Below are 21,177 nucleotides of genomic sequence, written 5' to 3' on the forward strand. Positions count from 1 at the left end.
TGTTCACCATGCCCCGCGCCGTACTCGCGCTGCTGTTGCTGGTCGCCCTGCCCGTGTGGGCGGCGGCGCCGAAAGACCTGACGTGGTCGGAGATGATCCCGCCGGACGCCGCGCCGGAAGTGCCGAACATGACGCCGCTGCACGACCTGTCGAAGATGAGCGATGCGCTGTCCGCCGAATCCGCGCCAGCAGCGAAGCAGGATTTGCCGAACGCGCCGGTGGTGCAGTCACTCGATGGCCAGAACATTCGTTTGCCGGGGTACATCGTGCCGCTGGAAGTGAACGAAGAAGGACGCACGACAGACTTCCTGCTGGTGCCGTATTTCGGCGCCTGCATCCATGTGCCGCCACCGCCGTCGAACCAGATCGTGCATGTGAAAAGCGAATTGGGCGTGAAGCTCGATGAGCTGTATCAGCCGTATTGGGTCGAGGGGCCGTTGCAGGTCAAGGCGTCGAGCAGCGAGTTGGCGGACGCCGGGTATCAGATGGATGCCGACAAGATTTATGTGTATGAGCTGCCGGAGTGAATCCGGTAACTCTGGGTTGTTTGTTCAATTGCTATCGCGAGCAGGCTCACTCCTACATTTGGAATGCGTTCCCCTGTGGGAGCTGGCTTGCCAGCGATGAGGGCCTCAAAGGTTCCACAAAACCTGACCCCTTCACTGTTTCATTGAGCTGAGTCAAAAGACCGTATCAGTTGGCTTCGTACCATAGGACATCAGAAACTTTTAACGTCCTTTTGGAGCCCCCATGAACAAGTCCTTGCTCAGCGCTTCGTTGTTTGCCCTCGCGCTCGCAGCCCCGCTCGCCCACGCCCACGATGCGGGTGACATCATCGTTCGCGCTGGTGCGATCACCGTCAACCCAAAGGCCGACAGCTCCAGCGTCAAGGTCGATCAGGGTCCGCTGAGCGGCACCAATCTGGGCGGCAAGGCGACCATGAGCAGCGATACCCAACTGGGTCTGAACTTCGCTTACATGGTCACCAACAACATCGGTATCGAGTTGCTGGCCGCGTCGCCGTTCGAGCATGACGTGAAGATCAAAGGCACTGCCCTGCCAGCGGCCAACGGCAAACTCGGCACCCTGAAACACCTGCCACCGACCCTCAGCGTCGTTTACTACCCGCTGGATTCGAAATCACCGTTCCAGCCGTACATCGGCGGCGGCATCAACTACACCTGGATCTACGACGAACACGTCGGCAGCGAAGCGCAGTCCAACGGCTTCAGCAACTTCAAGGCGAAGAACTCCTGGGGTCTGGCCTGGCAGGTCGGTGCGGACTACATGCTGACCGACAACATCATGCTCAACGCCCAAGTGCGCTACATCGATATCGATACCCGCGCCACTGTCGAGAACAACGCTGTGGCCCCGGGTACCCGTGCCAAAGTGAATGTTGATGTCGATCCGTTTGTGTACATGGTGGGCTTGGGCTACAAGTTCTAAGGAACATTCGCGTGGTGGTGAATGCGGGCTAATGTGGCGAGGGAGCTTGCTCCCGCCGGGCTGCGAAGCGGCCCCGAAACAGGCACTAGCGGTGCTTCAGAAAAACCGCACTGATTGGATTGGCGACTGCTACGCAGTCGAGCGGGAGCCAGCTCCCTCGCCACAGGGATCGCATCTGAGTCAAAGCGATACCCCGCCCACAAAAAAGGCGCCTGCAAAGGCGCCTTTTTTGTTTCTGCGTTTTATCTTCCCAACAACCGCGCCAAACCCACGCTCATCGGCGTCTGCTCTGGGAGCGTGAAGCGTGCCAGCAGGCGCTGGTTGTTCGCCCGCGAATGGCGGATGTCGCCAGAACGCGCCGGGCCATAGCTGATCGGTGGCAACTCGCCGACCACTGTTTCCAGCGCTGCGAGCATTTGCTTGAGGTTCATTGACTGATTCCAGCCAACGTTCACCGCACCGATTTCTACTTCAGGCTTTTCAAGCGCCTGCACCAGCACATCGACCAGATCCTCGACGTAGAGGAAATCCCGCGTTTGCTCACCATCACCGAACACGGTAATCGGCAAACCCTTCTGCGCGCGCTCGCTGAAGATACTGATTACCCCGGAGTACGGCGAGGATGGATCCTGGCGCGGGCCGAAAATGTTGAAAAAACGGAAGATCGCCGGTTCCAGACCGTGCTGACGGCGGTAGAAATCGAAGTAATGCTCACCCGCCAGTTTGTCCGACGCATACGGCGTCAGCGGTGCTTTCGGCGTGTCTTCGTCAATCGACTGACCTTCGCCGTTGTTGCCGTACACCGCCGCACTGGAGGCGAACAAAACACGTTTGACCCCAGCCTGGCGCATGGCTTCGCAGACGTTCAGCGTGCCAATGAAATTACTCTGATGAGTCTTCACCGGATCATCCACCGAGGCTTGCACCGAGGCCACAGCGGCCAGGTGCGCCACGGCGCTGCAACCCTGCATGGCCTGAGCGACCAGCGCAGCATCGGCAACATCGCCAACGATCAGCTCGACCTTCGGATTGTCCAGCGGCAGATTGGCGCGTTTACCGGTCGACAGATCATCGAGAATCCGCACCGAGTGCCCCTTGGCAAGCAACGCGTCGGTCAAGTGTGAGCCGATGAAACCGGCGCCGCCGGTGATTAAAACAGGGCCTTCAGCCATGACGATAAAACCTATCCAGTAAAGCCGGGAGTGCCGCACGCCAGGCGCGCGGCTTGATCCCGAAAGTGTGCAGAATTTTCTTGCAGGCGAGCACCGCGTGTTGCGGTTCCTCGGCAGCGTCCGGGCGCGCAGCGTGAGCCTGAGCCGTCGGCGCCTCGATCGCCAGCGCATGCAGGCTGCGCGCTTCGGTCAGAATTGCCTGACCCAGCGCCAGCGGGGTGGTCGCCTCGTGACCGGCGTAGTGATACGTGCCCCACAGCGGCGCGGCGCAATCGAGTTGTTTGAGCACCGAGATGATCACCCGTGCGGCGTCGTCGACCGGCGTCGGATTACCGCGTCGGTCATCGGCCAGGAGCAGTTCTTCAGGTTGTTCGGCGCGGGCAAGGAAACGCCCGAGGGTGCCGTCGGCGCTGTCATCGAGCAGCCAGCCGAAACGCAGCAGCACATGCTGCGGGCACGTGGCGCGAACGCTTTGTTCGATGCGCCACAAGGCTTGACCACGCAGGCCCAGTGGCACCGGTTCGTCTTTTTCGCTGTAGGCGGTGGCCCGCGAGCCGTCGAACACCCGATAACTGGACGGCTGCACGAGGACGATATTGTGGTGCTGGCACAGTTCGGCCAGGCGCTCGATCGCGCGTTCCTGCCCGGCCATGCGGCTTTCGCTGACGGTTTCGGCCTGGAACCAGTCGAAATAGTAGGCGAGGTTGATCAATGCATCGGGACGGGTGTCGTCGAGCAATTGGGTCAGGCTCGCGGCATCCCAGCCATTTTCGGGCGGGCGGGGGGCGAGGAAACCGATGTCTTCCTCCGCACCGAGGCGAATCAGCGCCTGCCCAAGGGCATTTCCGCCGCCCAGTAACATAAGGCGCATTCGCATAGAGTCAGCAGGCCCAGTCTGATTGGAACGATGGCTTGAGCGACGGATCTTGTGGAAGCGTCGCCGATAATTGCCGGAATCGTTGCATTTTGCGGGTTTAGTGCGCAACCGTCATCCGCAAAGTGTACATCCCCGGGATTTGCACACCCTGTGGCAAGGGAGCTTGCTCCCGCTGGAGGCCGAAGGACTCCCGAATCCGACCGAAGCGGTGCAGCAGAAATACCGCATCAGCTGAATTTGCGACTGCTTCGCAGCCGAGCGGGAGCAAGCTCCCTCGCCACAGGGATAACCGATCAGCCAGACAGACTTGCATCTTCGCCCCTGCGACCGCATAACTTAAGCCATGAATCTGCCCCTTCCCACGGACGCGGCCCTGGCAGGCTTCCATCCCGCCGTCAGCGCCTGGTTCAACAGCACATTCCCGTCGGTCACCGCCGCCCAGGCTCGCGCATGGCCGTTGATCCGCCAGCGCCGCTCGACGCTGATCGCCGCACCTACCGGCTCCGGTAAAACCCTCACCGCGTTCCTCGCCGTGCTCGACGACCTCGTCCACCGAGGCCTGGAAAACCCCGCTGGCCTGCCTGACGAAACCCTGGTGGTTTACGTTTCACCGCTCAAGGCGCTGTCCAACGACATCCAGATCAACCTGCAAAACCCGCTTGCCGGCATTACCGAGCAACTGCGGCAAATGGGCCTGCCGGAACTGCAAATCAGCACCGCCGTGCGCACCGGCGACACCCCGCAGAAAGACCGCGCGCTCATGCGCAAGCGCCCGCCGCACATTCTGGTGACCACTCCAGAATCCCTCTACGTGCTGCTCGGTTCGGCGTCGGGACGCAAAATGCTTGGCACTGCGCGCACGGTAATCATCGACGAAATTCATGCCATGGCCGCTGGCAAACGCGGCAGCCACCTCGCCCTGAGCCTTGAACGACTACAAGCGCTATGCGCCGAACCACTGACTCGCATCGGCCTGTCCGCAACGCAAAAACCCATCGACGCGGTCGCGCGATTCCTGGTCGGCGCAGAGCGTTCTTGCGAGATCATCGACATCGGCCACGCGCGCCCACGGGATCTGGGCATCGAAGTACCACCCGTGCCGCTGTCCGCCGTGATGGCCAACGATGTCTGGGAATTGGTGTATGACCGTCTCGCCGAATTGGCCCGCGAACACCGCACCACACTGATTTTCGTCAACACCCGGCGCCTGGCTGAACGCCTGAGCCGACATCTGAGCGAACGCCTCGGCAAACACGCCGTGGCGGCGCACCACGGCAGTCTGGCCAAGGAATTTCGCCTCGACGCCGAACAACGCCTCAAACGCGGCGAACTGCAAGTGTTGATCGCCACCGCATCACTGGAATTGGGCATCGACATCGGCGACGTCGACCTGGTCTGCCAGATCGCCTCGCCGCGCTCCATCGCCGGATTTCTGCAACGGGTCGGTCGCTCCGGGCACCAGGTCGGCGGCACGCCCAAAGGCCGTTTATTCGCCACCACCCGCGACGACCTGATCGAATGCGCCGCCCTGCTCGACTGCGTGCGCCGTGGCGAACTCGACACGCTGCACATCCCCGAAGCGCCGCTGGACGTGCTGGCGCAGCAGATCATCGCCGAGGTCAGTTGTCAGGAATGGGCGGAAGACGCGTTGCTGGCGATGTTTCGTCGAGCCTCGCCCTACCGCAATCTCGACGAAAAACACTATCAGGCCCTGCTGAGCATGCTCGCCGAAGGCTACAACGGCCGCCAGGGCATCCGCAGTGCTTATCTGCACCGCGACGCCGTCAGCCGCACCTTGCGTGGCCGGCGCGGCGCGCAACTGACCGCCGTGACCAGCGGCGGCACCATCCCGGATAACGCCGATTACAGCGTGATGCTCGAGCCGCAAGGCCTGAACATCGGCAGCGTCAACGAAGACTTCGCCGTGGAAAGCATTGCCGGTGATGTGTTCCAACTGGGCAATACGTCCTACCGCATCCTGCGGGTGGAAACCGGCAAGGTGCGCGTCGAGGATGCTCATGGCCAGCCGCCGACCATTCCGTTCTGGCTCGGCGAAGCGCCGGGGCGCAGCGATGAGTTGTCGTTCGCCGTGGCGCGTCTGCAAGCGCAGCTCGACGCTCTGCTGGGCGCCAGCCCCGGCAATCTGCAACCGGCCCTCGACTGGCTGACCGACACCCTCGGGCTGAATGCCGCCAGCGCCGAGCAGTTGGTCGAATACCTCGCCCGCGCACGCCAGACTCTCGGCGCCCTGCCCTCGCAGGACACGCTGCTGATGGAGCGCTTTTTCGATGAGTCCGGCGGCACGCAATTGATCATTCACTCACCGTTCGGCAGTCGCATCAATCGCGCCTGGGGCCTGGCCTTGCGCAAGCGCTTCTGTCGCACCTTCAACTTCGAACTACAGGCCGCGGCCAGCGAGGATGCGATCGTACTGTCGCTGTCGACCAGCCACAGTTTCGAACTCGATGAGGTGTGGCGTTACCTGCACAGCAACAGCGCCGAGCACACCTTGATTCAAGCGGTGCTCGATGCGCCGCTGTTCGGCGTGCGCTGGCGCTGGAATGCCGGCGTGGCGCTGGCGTTGCCGCGTTTTACCGGCGGGCGCAAAGTTGCACCGCAGTTGCAGCGGATGAAAAGCGAAGACCTGATTGCCAGTGTGTTTCCCGATCAGATCGCCTGCCTGGAGAACCTCGCGGGCGAACGGGAAATCCCTGAGCATCCATTGATCGAGCAGACCCTCGACGATTGCCTGCATGAGGCGATGGACAGTGAAGGCTGGCTGCATTTGCTGCGACGCATGGAACGTGGCGACGTGCGTTTGCTCAGCCGTGATCTGCCGGCGCCCTCACCGCTCGCGGCGGAGATTCTCAGTGCGCGGCCGTATGCCTTTCTCGACGATGCGCCGCTCGAGGAGCGTCGGACTCAGGCAGTGATCAATCGACGCTGGAGTGATCCGCAATCGACCGATGACCTCGGTGCGCTGGATGCCGACGCGATTGCCGCCGTGCGTGAAGAGGCGTGGCCAGCGCCGAACAGTACGGATGAAATGCACGAAGCACTGATGAGCCTGGCATGCATCAGTGACCTTGAAGTTCAAGCAAACAGCGGTTGGCGTGAGTGGTTGGAAACCTTGGCCAGCAGCGGTCGCGCCTGCCGCTTGCAGATCGGTCCAGAGCATTGGTTGTGGCTGGCCCGTGAGCGCCTGACCTGCCTGCAAGCGCTTTATCCACAGGCTCCAGTGCAACCGGAGCTGGAGGCATTGCCGGGATTCGATGAAACCTGGACCTCCGATGAAGCCCTGATCGAAGTGATCCGCGCGCGCCTCGGAGCCTTCGGCCCACTGCCGTTATCCGCCATCGCCGCACCGCTCGCGCTGGTGACCACTGAAGTCAATCAGGCCCTCGCCCGACTGGAACGCGAAGGTTATGTGCTGCGCGGCCAATTCACGCCGAAACTCGACGTCGAGGAATGGTGCGAACGGCACCTGCTCGCGCGCATCCATCGCTATACGGTCAAGCGTTTGCGCCGGGAAATCGAACCGGTGGCGTTGCAGGATTTCATGCGCTTCCTGTTCGACTGGCAGCACCTCTCATCCACCACGCGCGGTCAGGGCAGCACGGTTCTGCCGGCGATTATCGGCCAGTTCGAAGGCTACCCGGCGGCGGCTTCAGCGTGGGACAGCGACATCCTCCCGGCGCGGCTCAAGGACTACTCGCCGAGCTGGCTGGATGATTTGTGTCGCAATGGCAAACTGGTCTGGACGCGCCTCAGCACCCGGCAAAAAGTCAGCGGCACGGCGTTGCGCAGCACACCGATCGTGTTGCTGCCGCGCAGTCAGGTCGGCTTGTGGAGTGCATTGGCCGAACAGACGCCGGTGAGCGAACTGTCGCCGAAAACTCAAAAGGTCTTTGAGGCCTTGAGTCAGCACGGCGCGCTGTTTTTCGATGAGTTGATTCATGAGGCGCATCTGTTGCGCAGCGAACTGGAAATCGCCTTGCAGGAACTGGTCGGCGCCGGGTTGGTGAATGCCGACAGCTTTGCCGGCCTGCGCGCGCTGATCACTCCGGCGAGCAAACGCCAGCAGCGCAGCAGTCGGCGCGGACGTGGGGCGTTTGTTGGCGGGATGGACGATGCCGGGCGTTGGGCGTTGCTGCGCCGCGGGCCAGTTGTGGACGCGAGTGAAACCCTCGAACACCTCGCGATGACCTTGCTGCGCCGCTACGGCGTGGTGTTCTGGCGTCTGCTGGAGCGCGAGGCGGACTGGTTGCCGAGTTGGCGTGAATTGCTGCGCACGTTTCATCGTCTGGAGGCGCGCGGCGAGATTCGTGGCGGGCGCTTTGTCAGTGGTTTGGCGGGGGAACAGTTTGCCTTGCCCGAGGCGATTCCATTACTGCGCGAAGTGCGGCGGCGACCGCATGACGGTAGTCTGATTGCGGTGTGCGGGGTGGATCCGTTGAATCTGGCCGGGACGTTGTTGCCGGGGGCGAAAGTGCCGGCGTTGGTGAGCAATCGGTTGGTCTATCGCGATGGTTTGCCGGCGGCGGCAGAGATTGCCGGCAAGCAGCATTTCTGGCTTGAGCTGGATCAAGAAAGCATGATCGACATGCGAAGCAAATTGATCCAACGCCGTTAACTGTGGCGAGGGAGCTTGCTCCCGCTGGGGCGCGAAGCGCCCCCAAAACCAGCCATCCCTTTCTTTCAGACATACCGGGTTGCAGGGTTTGGGTCCGCTGCGCAGCCCAGCGGGAGCAAGCTCCCTCGCCACAGGATTTCAGTGCGTCGTCTACTGTGTTTCCTCCGACTCCTGCAACACATCATCCGTCTGCTGGCGCTTGGGCAGCAAAACCTGCTGTGGATAGGTCTGCGCGAAATGCACCGTCTCAGTGTTATCCACAAGCTTCTTCAGACGCTGGTTGAACGCGCGGCTCACCGCATACTGCCCACCTGACACCGTGCGGAACTGCGCTGTCAGCACCACGCCGTTCAAATCCATCCTGTCCACGCCGAACACATCCAGTGGCCCTTGCAGGTTGTACTTGAGGAATGGGTCTTCGCGAATCGAGTCGCCGGTTTCGCGGATCAGTTCGATTGCCTTATCCACATCCGTGTCATAGGTGAACTGCACCGAGAAGAACGCATAGGCGAATTGCCGTGATTGATTGGTCACCGCTTTGATCTGACCAAACGGCACCGAATGCACAAAGCCCTTGCCGTCACGCAGGCGCAACGTGCGAATGGTCAGCCCTTCCACCGTCCCGGCGTGCCCGGAATCGAGCACCACCCAATCGCCAATCGACAGGGTGTCTTCGATGATGATGAAAAGCCCGGTGATCACGTCCTGTACCAGTTGCTGCGAGCCGAAACCGATGGCCAGGCCGACCACCCCGGCGCCTGCCAGCAACGGCGCGACGTTGATCCCCAGATTGGCCATGGTAGTGATCGCGCAGATCACCACGAGGATGATTTTGATCGCGTTGCGCAACAGCGGCAGGATGGTCTTCACCCGCGTGCTGGGCTGACGCGCCGCGCGTTTGCTGACCGGTGGTTTCAGTGCTTCCTGAATCGCCGTGTCGAGCACCACCCAGAGCAGCCAGGTCACCAGGAAGATCAGCCCAATGCGGCTCAAGGCATCGCTGATCGCCCGCCCGACCGTACTGCTCTGAGCGAAGTCGAGCAGCGACAGGCCCCAGATCCGCCCGAGAATATCGATGAAGGCAATCGCAATGATGATCCGCAGCAGCGCGTGCAACAGGCTGAGAAAGCGTTCCTTGTAAGCGCTGCTGCGCTGGATCGCTGCGGCTTTTCGCGATTTGAACAAGTGCTGGAGGATCGTGCTGAGGAACACCGTGCCGATCAACAACACCGTGGTGAACAACGCGCAACGCAGCGCTTTCTGATTGTCTTCGCCGATGCCGATCAAGCTGACCGCCGAGACCAGCACCATCAACACAATCGGCCAATACCACAGCCCGGAAAAAATTCGCAGCGACTCCTGTAGCGATGGTTGCTTCAGCCGCTGGCTCAGCGGGCGGTTACGGATCAGATGCGCCACCGGACGACGCAGGCGAATCACCAGCAAACCAAAAATGATCGAAGCGATCAGTCCAGTAAATACCGCAATGCTGCTGGTGATATTGCCACCCAGTTGCCGGGCAATCTGCGGGCTGGTCAAGGCATCGCTGAGCGCGGCGAGGAAGCCGATCAGGAACAATGGTTTTGGGCAGTAATCACGGATGATTTTCGCCGCCGGGCGTTTGTGGCCGACGTTGAACATCACCACCACGCACAGCAGCATCGAGGTTGAAAAAATACCGCTGCTGGTCGCGTAGGCCAGACACAGCGCCAGCGCACGGCCAACCGAGCCCTGCAGGAAGTGACTGACGTAAAGGGTCAGCGGCAGACAGATCAGCGCCGGTATGGTGTACGGCAACAGGTAGCCGAGCAAATCCTGACTGCGCTGCCGCGTACGCAACCAGCGGCCCTGGCGCAGGCGACTGGCCAACAGACTGCCGAGGACGGTCAATAACGCGAAACTGCCAAGCCATACGCCCGACAGCGTGAGGAAATCCCCTGCGACGCTCCAGCCCGAACGGTTTGACGGTTGGTTGACCAGTTTGTCGACTTCATCAGCCGCGCGGTCGGCACGCAGGCGCCAGGCATCGACCAGATGTTCGTTGAGATCGAGTTTGTCCTGGACGTCGTCGATGCTTGAACTGATCGCACCGAGCAGACCGCCTTGTACGATCGGCTCAGGCTTGGCCGGTTCTTCGGCAGCGGCCGGAACGCCTGGCAGCGCGGCAGCTTCGATTTCGTTGGCGCCGAGAAACAGCAGTGCTCCCAGCACAATGGCGATCCTGAACTTGAGCAAAACTGCGACCTCCGGTGACTGAACCTGTAAGGAACTGATCGGTGAATGGCGGACAAGTTCGGTTTTTGCCTCAATAACCCACTGAACCCAGAGTGATCTCCCCTAAATGCCATTTTTTAAAATTCCTTCCCCTGTGGCGAGGGGATTTATCCCCGAAGGGCTGCGAAGCGGCCCCAAGCCTGAATTCCCATTTTTCCAGCTAGAGCGAGTTGGCTGGTTTTGCGACTGCTGCGCAGCCGATCGGGGATAAATCCCCTCGCCACAAAGGCCTCTCTCCAAGATGATGATTTCAACAATGGCTGCCATCTCGCATTGGCGATCTTTGCGCTCAAGACAAATATCAAATGCCAATCCCTCTATTTTTCCGCACAACCCAAACCCCGACACTGCGCTCCATCCAAACCTCTACCGGAGTGCCGTCATGCCCATTGCCTTGCTCGCGCTGACCCTCAGCGCTTTTGCCATCGGGACGACCGAGTTCGTCATCGTTGGCCTGTTGCCGACCATCGGCGCCGATCTCGGCGTCAGTCTTCCTTCCGCCGGCCTGCTGGTCAGCCTGTACGCATTGGGCGTGGCCATCGGCGCGCCGGTGCTGACCGCGCTCACCGGCAAAGTCCCGCGCAAACTGTTGCTGCTGTCGCTGATGGTGCTGTTCACCCTCGGCAACCTGTTGGCCTGGCTCGCGCCGAGTTATGAATCGCTGGTGCTGGCACGGATCGTCACCGGTCTCGCCCACGGCGTGTTCTTTTCGATCGGTTCGACCATCGCCACCAGTCTGGTGCCGAAAGAAAAAGCTGCCAGCGCGATTGCGATCATGTTCACCGGCCTGACCGTCGCCTTGGTGACCGGGGTGCCACTGGGCACATTTATCGGTCAGCATTTCGGCTGGCGGGAAACCTTCCTCGCCGTGTCGGCGCTGGGTGTGATCGCGTTCATCGGCAGTCTGATTTATGTGCCGAACAATATCGCCCACAGCAAACCGGCGTCGCTGCTGCAACAGTTGCAGGTACTGAAACAGCCGCGTCTGCTGCTGGTGTATGCGATGACCGCGATCGGTTACGGCGGCTCGTTCATCGCCTTCACCTTTCTGGCACCGATCCTTCAGGACATTTCCGGTTTCAGCGCCAGCACCGTCAGCCTCGTGCTGCTGGTGTACGGCGTGTCGGTCGCGGCTGGCAATATCTGGGGCGGCAAACTGGCCGACAAGCGCGGGCCGATCAGCGCGCTGAAAATCATCTTCGCCCTGCTCGCCGCCGTGTTGTTCGTGCTGACCTTTACCGCTGGCAATCCATGGCTGGCCTTGGCCACGGTGCTGGTCTGGGGCGCGGTCGCGTTCGGAAACGTGCCTGGGTTGCAGGTGTATGTCGTGCGTCAGGCCGAACATCACACGCCGCATGCAGTAGACGTGGCATCGGGTCTGAACATTGCAGCGTTCAATCTGGGGATTGCTGGCGGTGCGTGGGGCGGCGGTTTGATCGTCGAGCACATCGGCCTGATCCACACGGCGTGGATCGGTGGTCTGGTGGTGTTGGTGGCACTGGCGCTGACCGCGTGGAGCGGACGTCTGGATCGCCTCGGCCCGACCTACACCGAAAGCACTTCGCGCGTCGTCACCGGCCACTGATGACTCACTGATTCCCCTGTCGGAGCTGCCGCAGGCTGCTCCGACAGGGGCGTGCGATCAACCGGTTATTGATGTGAAAGCAAATATGCCGTCGGTAATGCCGTCGAAACTTTCCCGAGCCAGTCGCAGTCAGCAAAAGACAGCGGCAAGACGAGGACTTTCGACGGGAGGGCGACATGGCAACGATTCACATCGGTATTTCCGGCTGGCGCTACGCCCCGTGGCGTGGGGACTTCTACCCCAAGGGACTGGCGCAAAAACGCGAATTGCAGTTCGCTTCGCGGGCGGTCAACAGCATCGAAATCAATGGATCGTTCTACGCCCTGCAACGGCCCGAACGCTATGCGCAGTGGTACGCCGAAACGCCCGATGACTTCGTCTTCAGCGTCAAGGCGCCGCGGTTCATTACCCACATCCGGCGCCTGCGCGAGATCGAAAAACCGCTGGCGAATTTCTTCGCTTCCGGGATTCTGGAACTCAAGGAAAAACTCGGGCCGATCCTCTGGCAATTTCCGCCGAACTTCAAATTCGAGCCCGAGCGTTTCGAGCATTTCCTCGCCTTGCTACCCCACGATACCGAAGCCGCCGCCACCCTCGCCCGTCAGCATGATGACCACTTGCACGGTCACGCGAGCATGAAAGCCTGGCGCAAAAAGCCCTTGCGCCATGCCGTGGAAATCCGAAATGACAGCTTCCTTGATACGGAATTCGTGCGGTTATTGAAGCGCTACAACACTGCACTGGTGATCGCCGACACTGCCGATAAGTGGCCGTACCGCGAAGACCTCACCAGCGACTTCGTTTACTTGCGCCTGCACGGTGCCGAAGAACTCTACGCCAGCGGCTACACCGCGCCCGCCCTCAAGCGCTGGGCCGAACGCATTGACGTCTGGCACCACGGTGATCAACCGCACGACGCGCACCTGATCGCTCCACGCCTGAAACCGCGCGCACGCAAATCCCGCGAAGTATTTTGCTATTTCGACAACGACATCAAAGTCCGTGCACCGTACGACGCGCGCGATCTGCTGCATCGCTTCGAACTGGATAAAGACCTTGCCACCGCCCCCGGTCAACCCGCTGCGCAAGGAGTGCTGGCATGAGCATTCCAGAACCGGTCGGCTTTACCGATGAAGGCTCGGTGGTCGCACCGTCGGTGCGCACCTTCACGGTGCTGACGGTCAACACCCATAAGGGATTCACCGCGCTCAACCGGCGCTTCATCCTGCCGGAGCTGCGCGAGGCAGTGCGTAGCGTGGCTGCCGACGTAGTCTTCCTGCAGGAAGTCCACGGCACCCACGAACATCATCCCAAGCGCTATAGCAATTGGCCGACGATGCCGCAGTACGAATTTCTTGCCGACAGCCTCTGGCCGCAGTTCGCCTATGGGCGCAACGCGGTGTACCCGGAAGGCGATCACGGCAATGCGCTGCTGTCGAAATTCCAGATCATCCGCCACGACAACCTCGACGTGTCGATCAGCGGCCATGAGAACCGCGGCCTGTTGCATTGCGTGTTGCGCCTGCCCGGCGACGGCACCGAAGTGCATGCGATCTGCGTGCATCTGGGCCTGCGCGAAAGCCATCGCAACGCGCAGTTGAAGTTGCTCGGCGAGCGCATCGCCGAGTTGCCGGACGACGCGCCGGTGATCGTCGCCGGTGATTTCAACGACTGGCGCCAGCGCGCCGATGCGCTGCTCAAACCGTGTGGCTTGCGTGAGGTATTCGCTGAGCACCATGGCAAACCGGCGCGCAGTTTTCCGGCGCGGCTGCCAACGCTGCGCCTGGACCGCATCTACGTGCGCAACCTCAAGGCCAGCCAGCCGAAAGTTCTGGCGAACCGGCCCTGGTCGCACCTTTCCGACCACGCACCGTTATCGGTGGAGATCGAACTATGAACAGTGCGCCGCTGGAGAAATCCGCCGTGGAACCGATAGCCATTACCCCGCCTGTCCGCGAGCCCGGTCATGTCGATGTCGAGTACCGCTGGCAGGGCAACAACCATGTGCAACTGCTGGAAAACGGCGAGGAGTATTTTCCCCGCGTATTCGAAGCGATGCGTGCGGCGAAAAGCGAAATCCTCCTGGAGACCTTCATCGTTTTCGAAGACAAGGTCGGCGCCGAACTGCAGGAGATTCTTATTGATGCTGCCAAGCGCGGTGTCCGCACCACCGTCAGCCTCGACGGCTTCGGCTGCGGCGAGCTGAGCACTGGCTATCTCGCCGCGCTGAGCGAGGCCGGTGTGCATTTGCAGATCTTCGATCCGGCACCGAAACGCTTGGGCATCCGCACCAACTGGTTTCGCCGGTTGCATCGTAAAATCGTCGTGGTCGATGGCTTGATTGCGTTCATTGGCGGTATCAATTTCTCCGGTGATCACCTGGCGGATTTCGGCCCGGAGGCGAAGCAGGATTATTCGGTGGAGATTCAGGGCCCGGCAGTCGCCGACATTCATCATTTCGCCCTGCTGCAAAGTGGTCGGCCGGGCCGTGCGCGGTTCTGGTGGCAACGTCGGCGCCAGCGGCGCGCGGAGATGGCTTTTGAAGACCACGACGGCCAGGTGCGCCTGGTCTTCCGCGACAACGATCAGCACCCTACCGATATCGAAGACGTCTATTTACAGGTGCTGCGTGGCGCGAAACGTCGGGTGGTGATCGCCAACGCCTACTTCTTCCCCGGTTATCGTTTGTTGCGTGAAATCCGCAACGCGGCGCGCCGCGGTGTCGACGTAAGACTGATTCTGCAGGGTCAACCGGACATGCTGGTGGCCAAACTCGCGGCGCGCATGACCTACGACTACCTGCTCAAGGCCGGCGTGCAAATCCACGAATATTGTCAGCGCCCGTTGCACGGCAAAGTCGCGCTGGTGGACGAAGAATGGAGCACCGTCGGTTCAAGCAATCTCGACCCGTTGAGCCTGTCGCTGAACCTGGAGGCCAACGTGCTGATCCGCGATCGCGCCTTCAATCAGCAATTGTTCGAGCGCCTCGAAGACCTCAGCCAAAACCACTGCAAAGCCATGGACGCCAGTCAATCACCGCGCGGGCGCATCTGGCACATGACCGTGGGCTTTCTGGTGTTCCACTTTCTGCGGCATTTCCCGGCAATGGCCGGTTGGCTGCCGGCGCACAAACCGCGGCTCAAGCCTTTTCGAGGTCATCGCTCATGAGCCATTCCGAAGCGCAAACGAGCCGTCACTCGGCGCCCGCCACGCACTCGAAATGGAGCCGCTGGAAACGCCCGCTGACCGTGCTGTTTTTCCTCGCGCTGATCGTTTTGCTGACGATGTTTGCCCGGCGTATCGAATGGGCGGAAGTGCTGCAAACCCTTGCCGATTTCAAGGTGCGCACGCTGATCATCGCCGCCAGCCTGACCTTGCTGAGCTTTCTTGTGTACGCCAGTTTCGACCTGATCGGCCGTACCTATATTCGTCAGGATCTGACGTGGAAACAGATCTTGCCGGTGGGCATCATCAGTTATGCATTCAACCTGAACCTGAGCGCCTGGGTCGGCGGAATCGCCATGCGTTATCGACTGTATTCACGGCTCGGCGTGAGCAAAGGCAACATCGCCAAAATCCTTGGGTTGAGCCTGGCAACCAACTGGTTCGGCTACATGACCATTGCCGGAGTGGTGTTCAGCAGCGGACTGGTGAGCATGCCGCCGGGCTGGAAGATCAGCACCACGGCGTTACAAGGTATTGGTGTGCTGTTGCTGCTGATCAGCGCCGGGTATCTGGCGGCGTGCCAGTTCTCCAGGCGCCGTGAATGGTCGATCCGTGGCGTGGAAATCAACTTGCCGTCGCTGCGCATGGCGGTGTTACAGCTGTTGCTGGGCGCATTGAACTGGTCGCTGATGGCGGCGGTGATATTCACGTTGTTGCCGAGCAAACTCGACTATCCGTTGGTGCTAGGGGTGTTGTTGATCAGTGCGATTGCCGGGGTCATCACGCACATTCCGGCAGGGCTTGGTGTGCTCGAAGCCGTGTTCGTCGCGCTGCTGCAACATGAGGCATCGCGAGGCAGTCTGGTGGCCGGGTTGCTGGCGTATCGAGCGATTTATTTCCTGCTGCCGTTGTTGATTACGTTGGTGATGTATCTGCTGGTGGAGGCGAAGGCCAAGTCGTTGCGGATCGAGAAGAAACCCTCCTGACATTCTTGTTGAGGCTGACGGCCTCTTCGCGAGCAGGCTCGCTCCCACAGGGAGAATGCATTCCAAATGTGGGAGCGAGCCTGCTCGCGAAGGCGGTTTGGATGACAACACAACTCATGAAGACTGAATAATGCTCAACCGCTCACCCACAACCATCTCGGTAATCCAGTCCACCAGAATCGACGTATAAGCCTGCTGCGAAACCGGTTCACTCAACGCGTGATCGGCGCCGTCGATAATCCGGTGCGTCAGCGAATGCGTCTGCTGGCATGCAGCGCGGTAACTCATGATCGCCGCGTGGGGCACGTAGTCATCGGTTTCGGATTCGACCAGCAAAACATCCCCGGTGAATTGCGCACACGCATGCAGCGCGCGATTGCTGTCGGCGCGCACCAGCGTGCTTCGGTAATCACGCAAGTCCGCCTTGTCCAGATCTCGTTTGGGCGTGTGCCATTGTTCGTCGCGATACAGCGCCGGCACCCGCAGCGCCAGCCAGCGTACCGGACGTAAAGAGGTGAGGATCGAAGCCAGATATCCGCCGTAACTGGTACCGACTACGGCAATCGCCGAGGTGTCCAGCGCCGGATGCGAGAGCAGGCGATCGTAGGCCGCCAGCAGATCGCGCAGATTGTCCTCGCGGGTCACCCGGGTCAAGGGAATGCCTGTGCCGCCAGTGTGCCCGCGCAAGTCGAAGGTCAGACACACGCACCCGAGACCGGCAATGCCTTTGGCCCGTTCAAGATCACGCTCTTGACTGCCGCCCCAACCGTGGACGAACAACACCCCCGGCACTTTCGATTTGGGACTGAGAAATGTCCCGCTCATCTGCTCATCATCAATGTCGATTTGAATGCTTTCGCTTCTAGCCGTCATAGGATTTGACCGTTACGTATTTGAGAAGAAATTCGCTGTTCTCGGCCGGGCCGCGGTACACCTCGATGGCGTCCGCCGGCAATGGCTGATCGATATAGGTTTCCACCGAAGACACGCGTATCGCGCGCATCGTCGGGTCGTTGACGAAACTTTGCAGCGCTGCCACTTCGGCGCTGCTGGCGCCGCCCATGCGCCAGGATTGTTCGAGCACACCGCTGCGGGGGTTGCCATTGCTGTCCAGGCCTTGGGCGATGTCGTAGTTGCGCCGTGAGGCGTAGAAACGTGGATAGGCTTCGTCCGCCGCACTGTCGAAAACCTGTGCCTGTTCGATGGCCAGGCGCACATCGTCAGGCAGTTCCAGCGCCAGCAAATCCTCGTAACCGCCCTGCACCACCAGCAGATTCGAGCCGCCGTAAACCTCTTCGCCGTGGGCATCCTTCGTCAAGTATTGCTCACCGCAGTAAGTCAGCACTTTATCGCCGATAAATGACTGGCCGACGCTGTGAGTGACGACGTCGCTCAAGTCCTGCTCCAGCACCACGCCTTCGCTGAATTGTCTGGCGATGTCGGGCCGGGCGAGAATTTCGTCGAAGGCATCAAGGCTCTTGATCACTTCCTGGCCGCGACCGGCGCAGGCATGCACCGGCTTCAAACGGATCGGGCCGCTGTATAGCAAATGCTCGGCAGCGGGCCGCGCATCGTCCAGCGAAAATACGCTGAGCCCGTCGAGCACCACGTTGCGCACCCGTTCAGAAAACACTGGCGACCACCCCTGCGGCGCGTGGGCCAGATGACTGCGTAAACCGTGGCTGATGGCTTTGGTGCAGATGAAGTCGTGCTCGACAAAACCGCCCCACAAATCATCCGGGCCTTTGATGCCGAGCTGATGGGCCTGGGCAGCACCGACGAGGGTCTGTGTCGGCAATAGATAGAGGTCGCGACCGCGATGTTTCTCAGGATCGTAACTGCCGCCGAACTTGAACCCGAGGATCTGCGCCAGCCAACGGGCCAGCGCTTTGTTGGTCTGGACTTCATGCTGCGGTGCGTCGGCGCGCACCGAGTGGGCGACGACAGTTTTCTTGCGGGTGAGCGGGGTCATGCGTCCCCCTTCCATCGGTTCGATGACTGTAGCGGTGAAGGGTGCAGAGATCAGGCCAACGGCCGTTCCATGAAAACGCCAGGCTAATCAGAAACTTGCCGGCATCGTGCTGGCATCACGCCTGTTTCAATCTGCACGACCGCCGACAAAACCCCGGCAAATTGCACGATCCACAGCATCATGCAGCCCCCTCCCACTCAAGTCATCGGTGTTTTCCCTGGCGGGGTCACACCAAACCGCCCGGATACCCACTTTTGCAAAACCCTACGCCTGCGACCTTTCTGGCCTTTTTTCGTCTGCCATAAAAAACTCACGCGTGAGTCATTGATGGCATTTTGAATTGGTTGTAGTGTGGCTCACGCGTGAGATGTCCATAACCGAGTCGTTGCCATGAAAAGCCGTTCCCCCACCGCAAAATCAGAAAGCCCGACGGGAGAACGTGCGAAAGCGTCCGCGAAAAAACCGTCGAGTTTTTATATGAAGCAGATGCGCGCGGGCCTGGCTGCAGCCGGTTATGTGAAACACGAAGCTTGGGTGCTTCCCGAAAACCGAAGCTTGCTCAAGCAGATGGAGCAACAGCTACGCCAACCGATTCTGGCTGGCTCATTCATGTCGGAGAATTACATGAGCGCAGGCAACAACTGGAACATCGATAGCCTCTTCAACGCCTTCAAGGCACTGGACGAGGTGGCTTCGCACGAGATCACGCTGTCGCTGATCCAGAGCTCCGAACCCAGTATCAAACTGGAAATGAACGAATTCGGCGGTTTGCCGATTCATATCGCGCTGGCAGGTCAGCAGATCATCGTTGATACCGTGTTGGTGGATATCGATTCGATCTCAGACGTGCACGCCTTCAACGACGCCGTGCTGCGCAGCCGGGAAATGTTTCCGCTGTCGTCGATCGGTATCGAATCGATGCCGAACGGGCAGACCGTTTACAACATGTTTGGCGCCCTCAGCGCCGACTCGAGCCTGACCAATGTCGTGACCGAGGTGAAAACCCTGGTCGACAACGTGCAGCGCGCGAGCGAAGCCTTCGAACATTTCTTCAAGTAATCCACAGGGAATATCCAATGACTCAGTCCATCTGGAGCAAGCTGTTCACCGCACTGCGCGGTGGTGCCAATGAAGTCGGCGAAGCCATCGTCGACCAACAGGCCCTGCGGATTCTCGACCAGGAAATTCGCGATGCCGACACTGCCCTGTCGAACGCCCGTCGCGAGTTGGTCACAATCATGGCCAAGCACAAACTGGCCGCCGACCGCGTCAGCGAGTACGACGCCAAGATCAAGGATCTGGAAGCCAAGGCTGTCTCGGCGCTGAACGCCGGGCGTGAAGACCTCGCGCTGGAAGTGGCTGAAGCGATTTCGACCCTGACCAACGACCTCGACACCGAGAAAAAGCAGAGCGACGAGTTCGGCACCTATGCCGAAAACATGCGCAAAGACATCAACAAAGCCGAAGCACGAATCAAGAGCCTGCGCCAGCAAGTGGACATGGCCAAGGCCCGTGAAAGCGTGCAAAAAGCCCAGGTCAGCGCGTCCATCGCCAGCGGCGGCGCCAACGGCAAGCTGGAAACGGCAGTGAGCACCCTCAACCGTCTGCAAGCCAAACAGCAGCAACGCGCTGCCGAGTTGAGCGCGGCGGATGAGTTGGCTGACGCTTCGACCGGCAATGATCTGGATCGCAAACTGCGCGAAGCCGGCATCACGCCGAACGAAGGCAGCGCCAACGCGATTCTTGAGCGTTTGAAGCAAAAGTCCACCCAATAACACCCATGCAGGAGCTGCCGTAGGCTGCGATCTTTTGATCTGTTGCTTAAAGATCAAAAGATCGCAGCCTGCGGCAGCTCCTGCAGGTTTTTGGGCTCGCAACATTTGTATTTTGCCTGCTCGTTCGTCCATCAGCCCGGTACACTAGCCGCGTTTTTTTTACCGACGAACACCTCCACCCGCTTCAAGGAATGTACCCATGGGATGGTTTAAAGATTTGCTGGGCAGCCACGCGGCGCCAACGCCAGCCGTTGCCATCGGCCCGCTCGGGATGGCCCAGGGCAAAGGCCTCAGGTTCGATTCGACCCTGGCACTGCTGCTCGACGGTTCAACCACGGTGCGAGTGCCCCTTGACCAGGCGATCTGGAGCGCGGGCTGGATCGACCTCGGACAGTCCAACAAACTGCACCGCTATTACACCAACGACGAGGATTTCTGGGTGCAGATCCACGTCACTGGCGATGACCAGATCGAGTCGGTCATCCTGTTCAACTACCTCAGCTACGTCACCGTCAACAGCGATGCCGAATTGCAGCGCCTGGCGGGCGCGAACAGTCCGATCGGCCTGCCGACCTATACCCACGAAGGGGTCGAATACACCCGCGAATGGGGCACCGAACAAGGCCAGACCGAATTGGTGCCGCTGACCGAACAGGTGGCCAATCCGGACGAGAGCTACACCATCGAACACCGCTCAATGCTTTACGCGCGCGAAACCGGCCTGACCGACCGCCGCGAACTGCTGCTGTTTTCCGTCGAACAGGACGAAGAAGGCACCGTCAGCCTGAGCACCTCGCTGGGTATCTCGCTGTACACCACTGACCTGAGCACCATTTAAAAGGAAGTTTTTCATGCTGGAAGTGCTGGCCGTTTCCCTGAACAAGACCGCTCTGGTCGGTTTCATCGTCTACCTGATCGGCGCCGTGCTGCTGTTCATGCTGTTCCAGTTCGTCTACACCCGCATCACCCCGCACAAAGAGTTCGAGCTGATCCGTTCCGGCAATACCGCCGCTGCCATTGCGCTCTCTGGCGCGATCATCGGGTTCGCGATCCCGGCCAGTAACGTCATCGCTTTTTCGGTCAACGTCCTCGACTTCGTGCTCTGGGCAGTGATTGCGGCTGTGGTGCAGTTGCTGGCCTTCCTCGCGACGGGCCTGGTGCTCAAAGGTACGTCCCAGCGCATCGCCAACGGTGAAGTCGCTTCGGGTATCTACGTCGCAGCAGTGGCGATCAGCGTCGGCATGCTCAACGCCGCCTGCATGACACCGTCCAACTGACCGGCAGGAAGC

The 21,177-nt window shown here is 60.4% G+C and carries 17 protein-coding genes; 12 read left to right on the forward strand and 5 right to left on the reverse strand.

The genetic code is table 11. The features are described 5' to 3' along the window. The first annotated feature begins 8 nt into the window (after positions 1-8). On the forward strand, positions 9-527 hold the full coding sequence (locus tag JFT91_RS02175; protein ID WP_201228676.1) for a DUF3299 domain-containing protein: 519 nt from the start codon (positions 9-11) through the stop codon (positions 525-527). Between the two features lie 223 nt (positions 528-750). Continuing rightward, a complete protein-coding gene (locus JFT91_RS02180; RefSeq protein WP_201228677.1) occupies positions 751-1,449 on the forward strand; it encodes an OmpW/AlkL family protein in 699 nt (232 codons plus the stop codon). Between the two features lie 242 nt (positions 1,450-1,691). On the opposite strand, the gene pgnE is transcribed toward JFT91_RS02180, so the two are convergent. Further along, positions 1,692-2,621 carry a UDP-N-acetylglucosamine epimerase PgnE gene (gene pgnE, locus JFT91_RS02185; RefSeq protein ID WP_201231464.1) on the reverse strand — a complete coding sequence of 310 codons (930 nt, stop codon included), beginning with the start codon at positions 2,619-2,621 and terminating at the stop codon, positions 1,692-1,694. Continuing rightward, positions 2,614-3,498, reverse strand: coding sequence for a sugar nucleotide-binding protein (locus tag JFT91_RS02190; protein WP_201231465.1), 885 nt, complete (start codon positions 3,496-3,498; stop codon positions 2,614-2,616). Before JFT91_RS02190 ends, pgnE begins: the two co-directional genes overlap by 8 nt. Positions 3,499-3,841: 343 nt before the next feature. Between JFT91_RS02190 and JFT91_RS02195 the strand changes: the two genes are divergently transcribed. Beyond that, entirely contained in the window at positions 3,842-8,131 is a 4,290-nt protein-coding gene (locus JFT91_RS02195) for a DEAD/DEAH box helicase (RefSeq protein WP_201231466.1), read from the forward strand. Between the two features lie 150 nt (positions 8,132-8,281). Here JFT91_RS02195 and JFT91_RS02200 read toward each other — a convergent pair whose 3' ends face one another. Then, positions 8,282-10,366, reverse strand: a complete 2,085-nt coding sequence (locus tag JFT91_RS02200) for a mechanosensitive ion channel family protein (RefSeq protein WP_201231467.1) — start codon at positions 10,364-10,366, stop codon at positions 8,282-8,284. Between the two features lie 421 nt (positions 10,367-10,787). On the opposite strand from JFT91_RS02200, the gene JFT91_RS02205 reads away from it, so the two are divergent. The 5 genes from JFT91_RS02205 to JFT91_RS02225 all read left to right on the forward strand — a co-directional run bounded on the left by JFT91_RS02205 (position 10,788) and on the right by JFT91_RS02225 (position 16,141). Next, a complete protein-coding gene (locus JFT91_RS02205; protein ID WP_201231468.1) occupies positions 10,788-11,990 on the forward strand; it encodes an MFS transporter in 1,203 nt (400 codons plus the stop codon). A 176-nt stretch (positions 11,991-12,166) separates the two neighbouring features. Beyond that, positions 12,167-13,093 carry a DUF72 domain-containing protein gene (locus tag JFT91_RS02210; protein ID WP_201228682.1) on the forward strand — a complete coding sequence of 309 codons (927 nt, stop codon included), beginning with the start codon at positions 12,167-12,169 and terminating at the stop codon, positions 13,091-13,093. Beyond that, positions 13,090-13,887, forward strand: coding sequence for an endonuclease/exonuclease/phosphatase family protein (locus tag JFT91_RS02215; RefSeq protein ID WP_201228683.1), 798 nt, complete (start codon positions 13,090-13,092; stop codon positions 13,885-13,887). The genes JFT91_RS02210 and JFT91_RS02215 overlap by 4 nt, the downstream gene beginning before the upstream one ends. Then, positions 13,884-15,158, forward strand: coding sequence for a cardiolipin synthase ClsB (clsB, locus tag JFT91_RS02220; protein WP_201231469.1), 1,275 nt, complete (start codon positions 13,884-13,886; stop codon positions 15,156-15,158). The genes JFT91_RS02215 and clsB overlap by 4 nt, the downstream gene beginning before the upstream one ends. After that, a complete protein-coding gene (locus JFT91_RS02225) occupies positions 15,155-16,141 on the forward strand; it encodes a lysylphosphatidylglycerol synthase domain-containing protein (RefSeq protein WP_201231470.1) in 987 nt (328 codons plus the stop codon). The genes clsB and JFT91_RS02225 overlap by 4 nt, the downstream gene beginning before the upstream one ends. Positions 16,142-16,255: 114 nt before the next feature. On the opposite strand, the gene JFT91_RS02230 is transcribed toward JFT91_RS02225, so the two are convergent. Together JFT91_RS02230 and JFT91_RS02235 are read right to left on the reverse strand one after the other, a co-directional pair. Continuing rightward, a complete protein-coding gene (locus tag JFT91_RS02230; protein ID WP_201231471.1) occupies positions 16,256-17,014 on the reverse strand; it encodes an alpha/beta hydrolase family protein in 759 nt (252 codons plus the stop codon). Beyond that, positions 17,004-18,113, reverse strand: coding sequence for a DUF3182 family protein (locus JFT91_RS02235; protein ID WP_201231472.1), 1,110 nt, complete (start codon positions 18,111-18,113; stop codon positions 17,004-17,006). The genes JFT91_RS02230 and JFT91_RS02235 overlap by 11 nt, the downstream gene beginning before the upstream one ends. A 390-nt stretch (positions 18,114-18,503) precedes the next feature. Between JFT91_RS02235 and JFT91_RS02240 the strand changes: the two genes are divergently transcribed. The 4 genes from JFT91_RS02240 to JFT91_RS02255 all read left to right on the forward strand — a co-directional run bounded on the left by JFT91_RS02240 (position 18,504) and on the right by JFT91_RS02255 (position 21,165). Continuing rightward, positions 18,504-19,172: a YjfI family protein gene (locus tag JFT91_RS02240; protein ID WP_518524854.1), complete on the forward strand. Its 669-nt coding sequence runs from the start codon at positions 18,504-18,506 to the stop codon at positions 19,170-19,172. 17 nt (positions 19,173-19,189) lie between these two features. After that, positions 19,190-19,888 carry a PspA/IM30 family protein gene (locus JFT91_RS02245; protein ID WP_201228691.1) on the forward strand — a complete coding sequence of 233 codons (699 nt, stop codon included), beginning with the start codon at positions 19,190-19,192 and terminating at the stop codon, positions 19,886-19,888. A 199-nt stretch (positions 19,889-20,087) separates the two neighbouring features. Next, on the forward strand, positions 20,088-20,726 hold the full coding sequence (locus tag JFT91_RS02250; RefSeq protein WP_201228692.1) for a DUF2491 family protein: 639 nt from the start codon (positions 20,088-20,090) through the stop codon (positions 20,724-20,726). A gap of 13 nt (positions 20,727-20,739) precedes the next feature. Next, positions 20,740-21,165 (forward strand): DUF350 domain-containing protein, encoded by a 426-nt coding sequence (locus tag JFT91_RS02255; protein WP_201228693.1) that lies wholly within the window; start codon positions 20,740-20,742, stop codon positions 21,163-21,165. Positions 21,166-21,177: the final 12 nt, after the last annotated feature.

It is taken from the genome of Pseudomonas sp. TH08, from assembly GCF_016651275.1.
Classification (GTDB): Bacteria; Pseudomonadota; Gammaproteobacteria; order Pseudomonadales; family Pseudomonadaceae; genus Aquipseudomonas.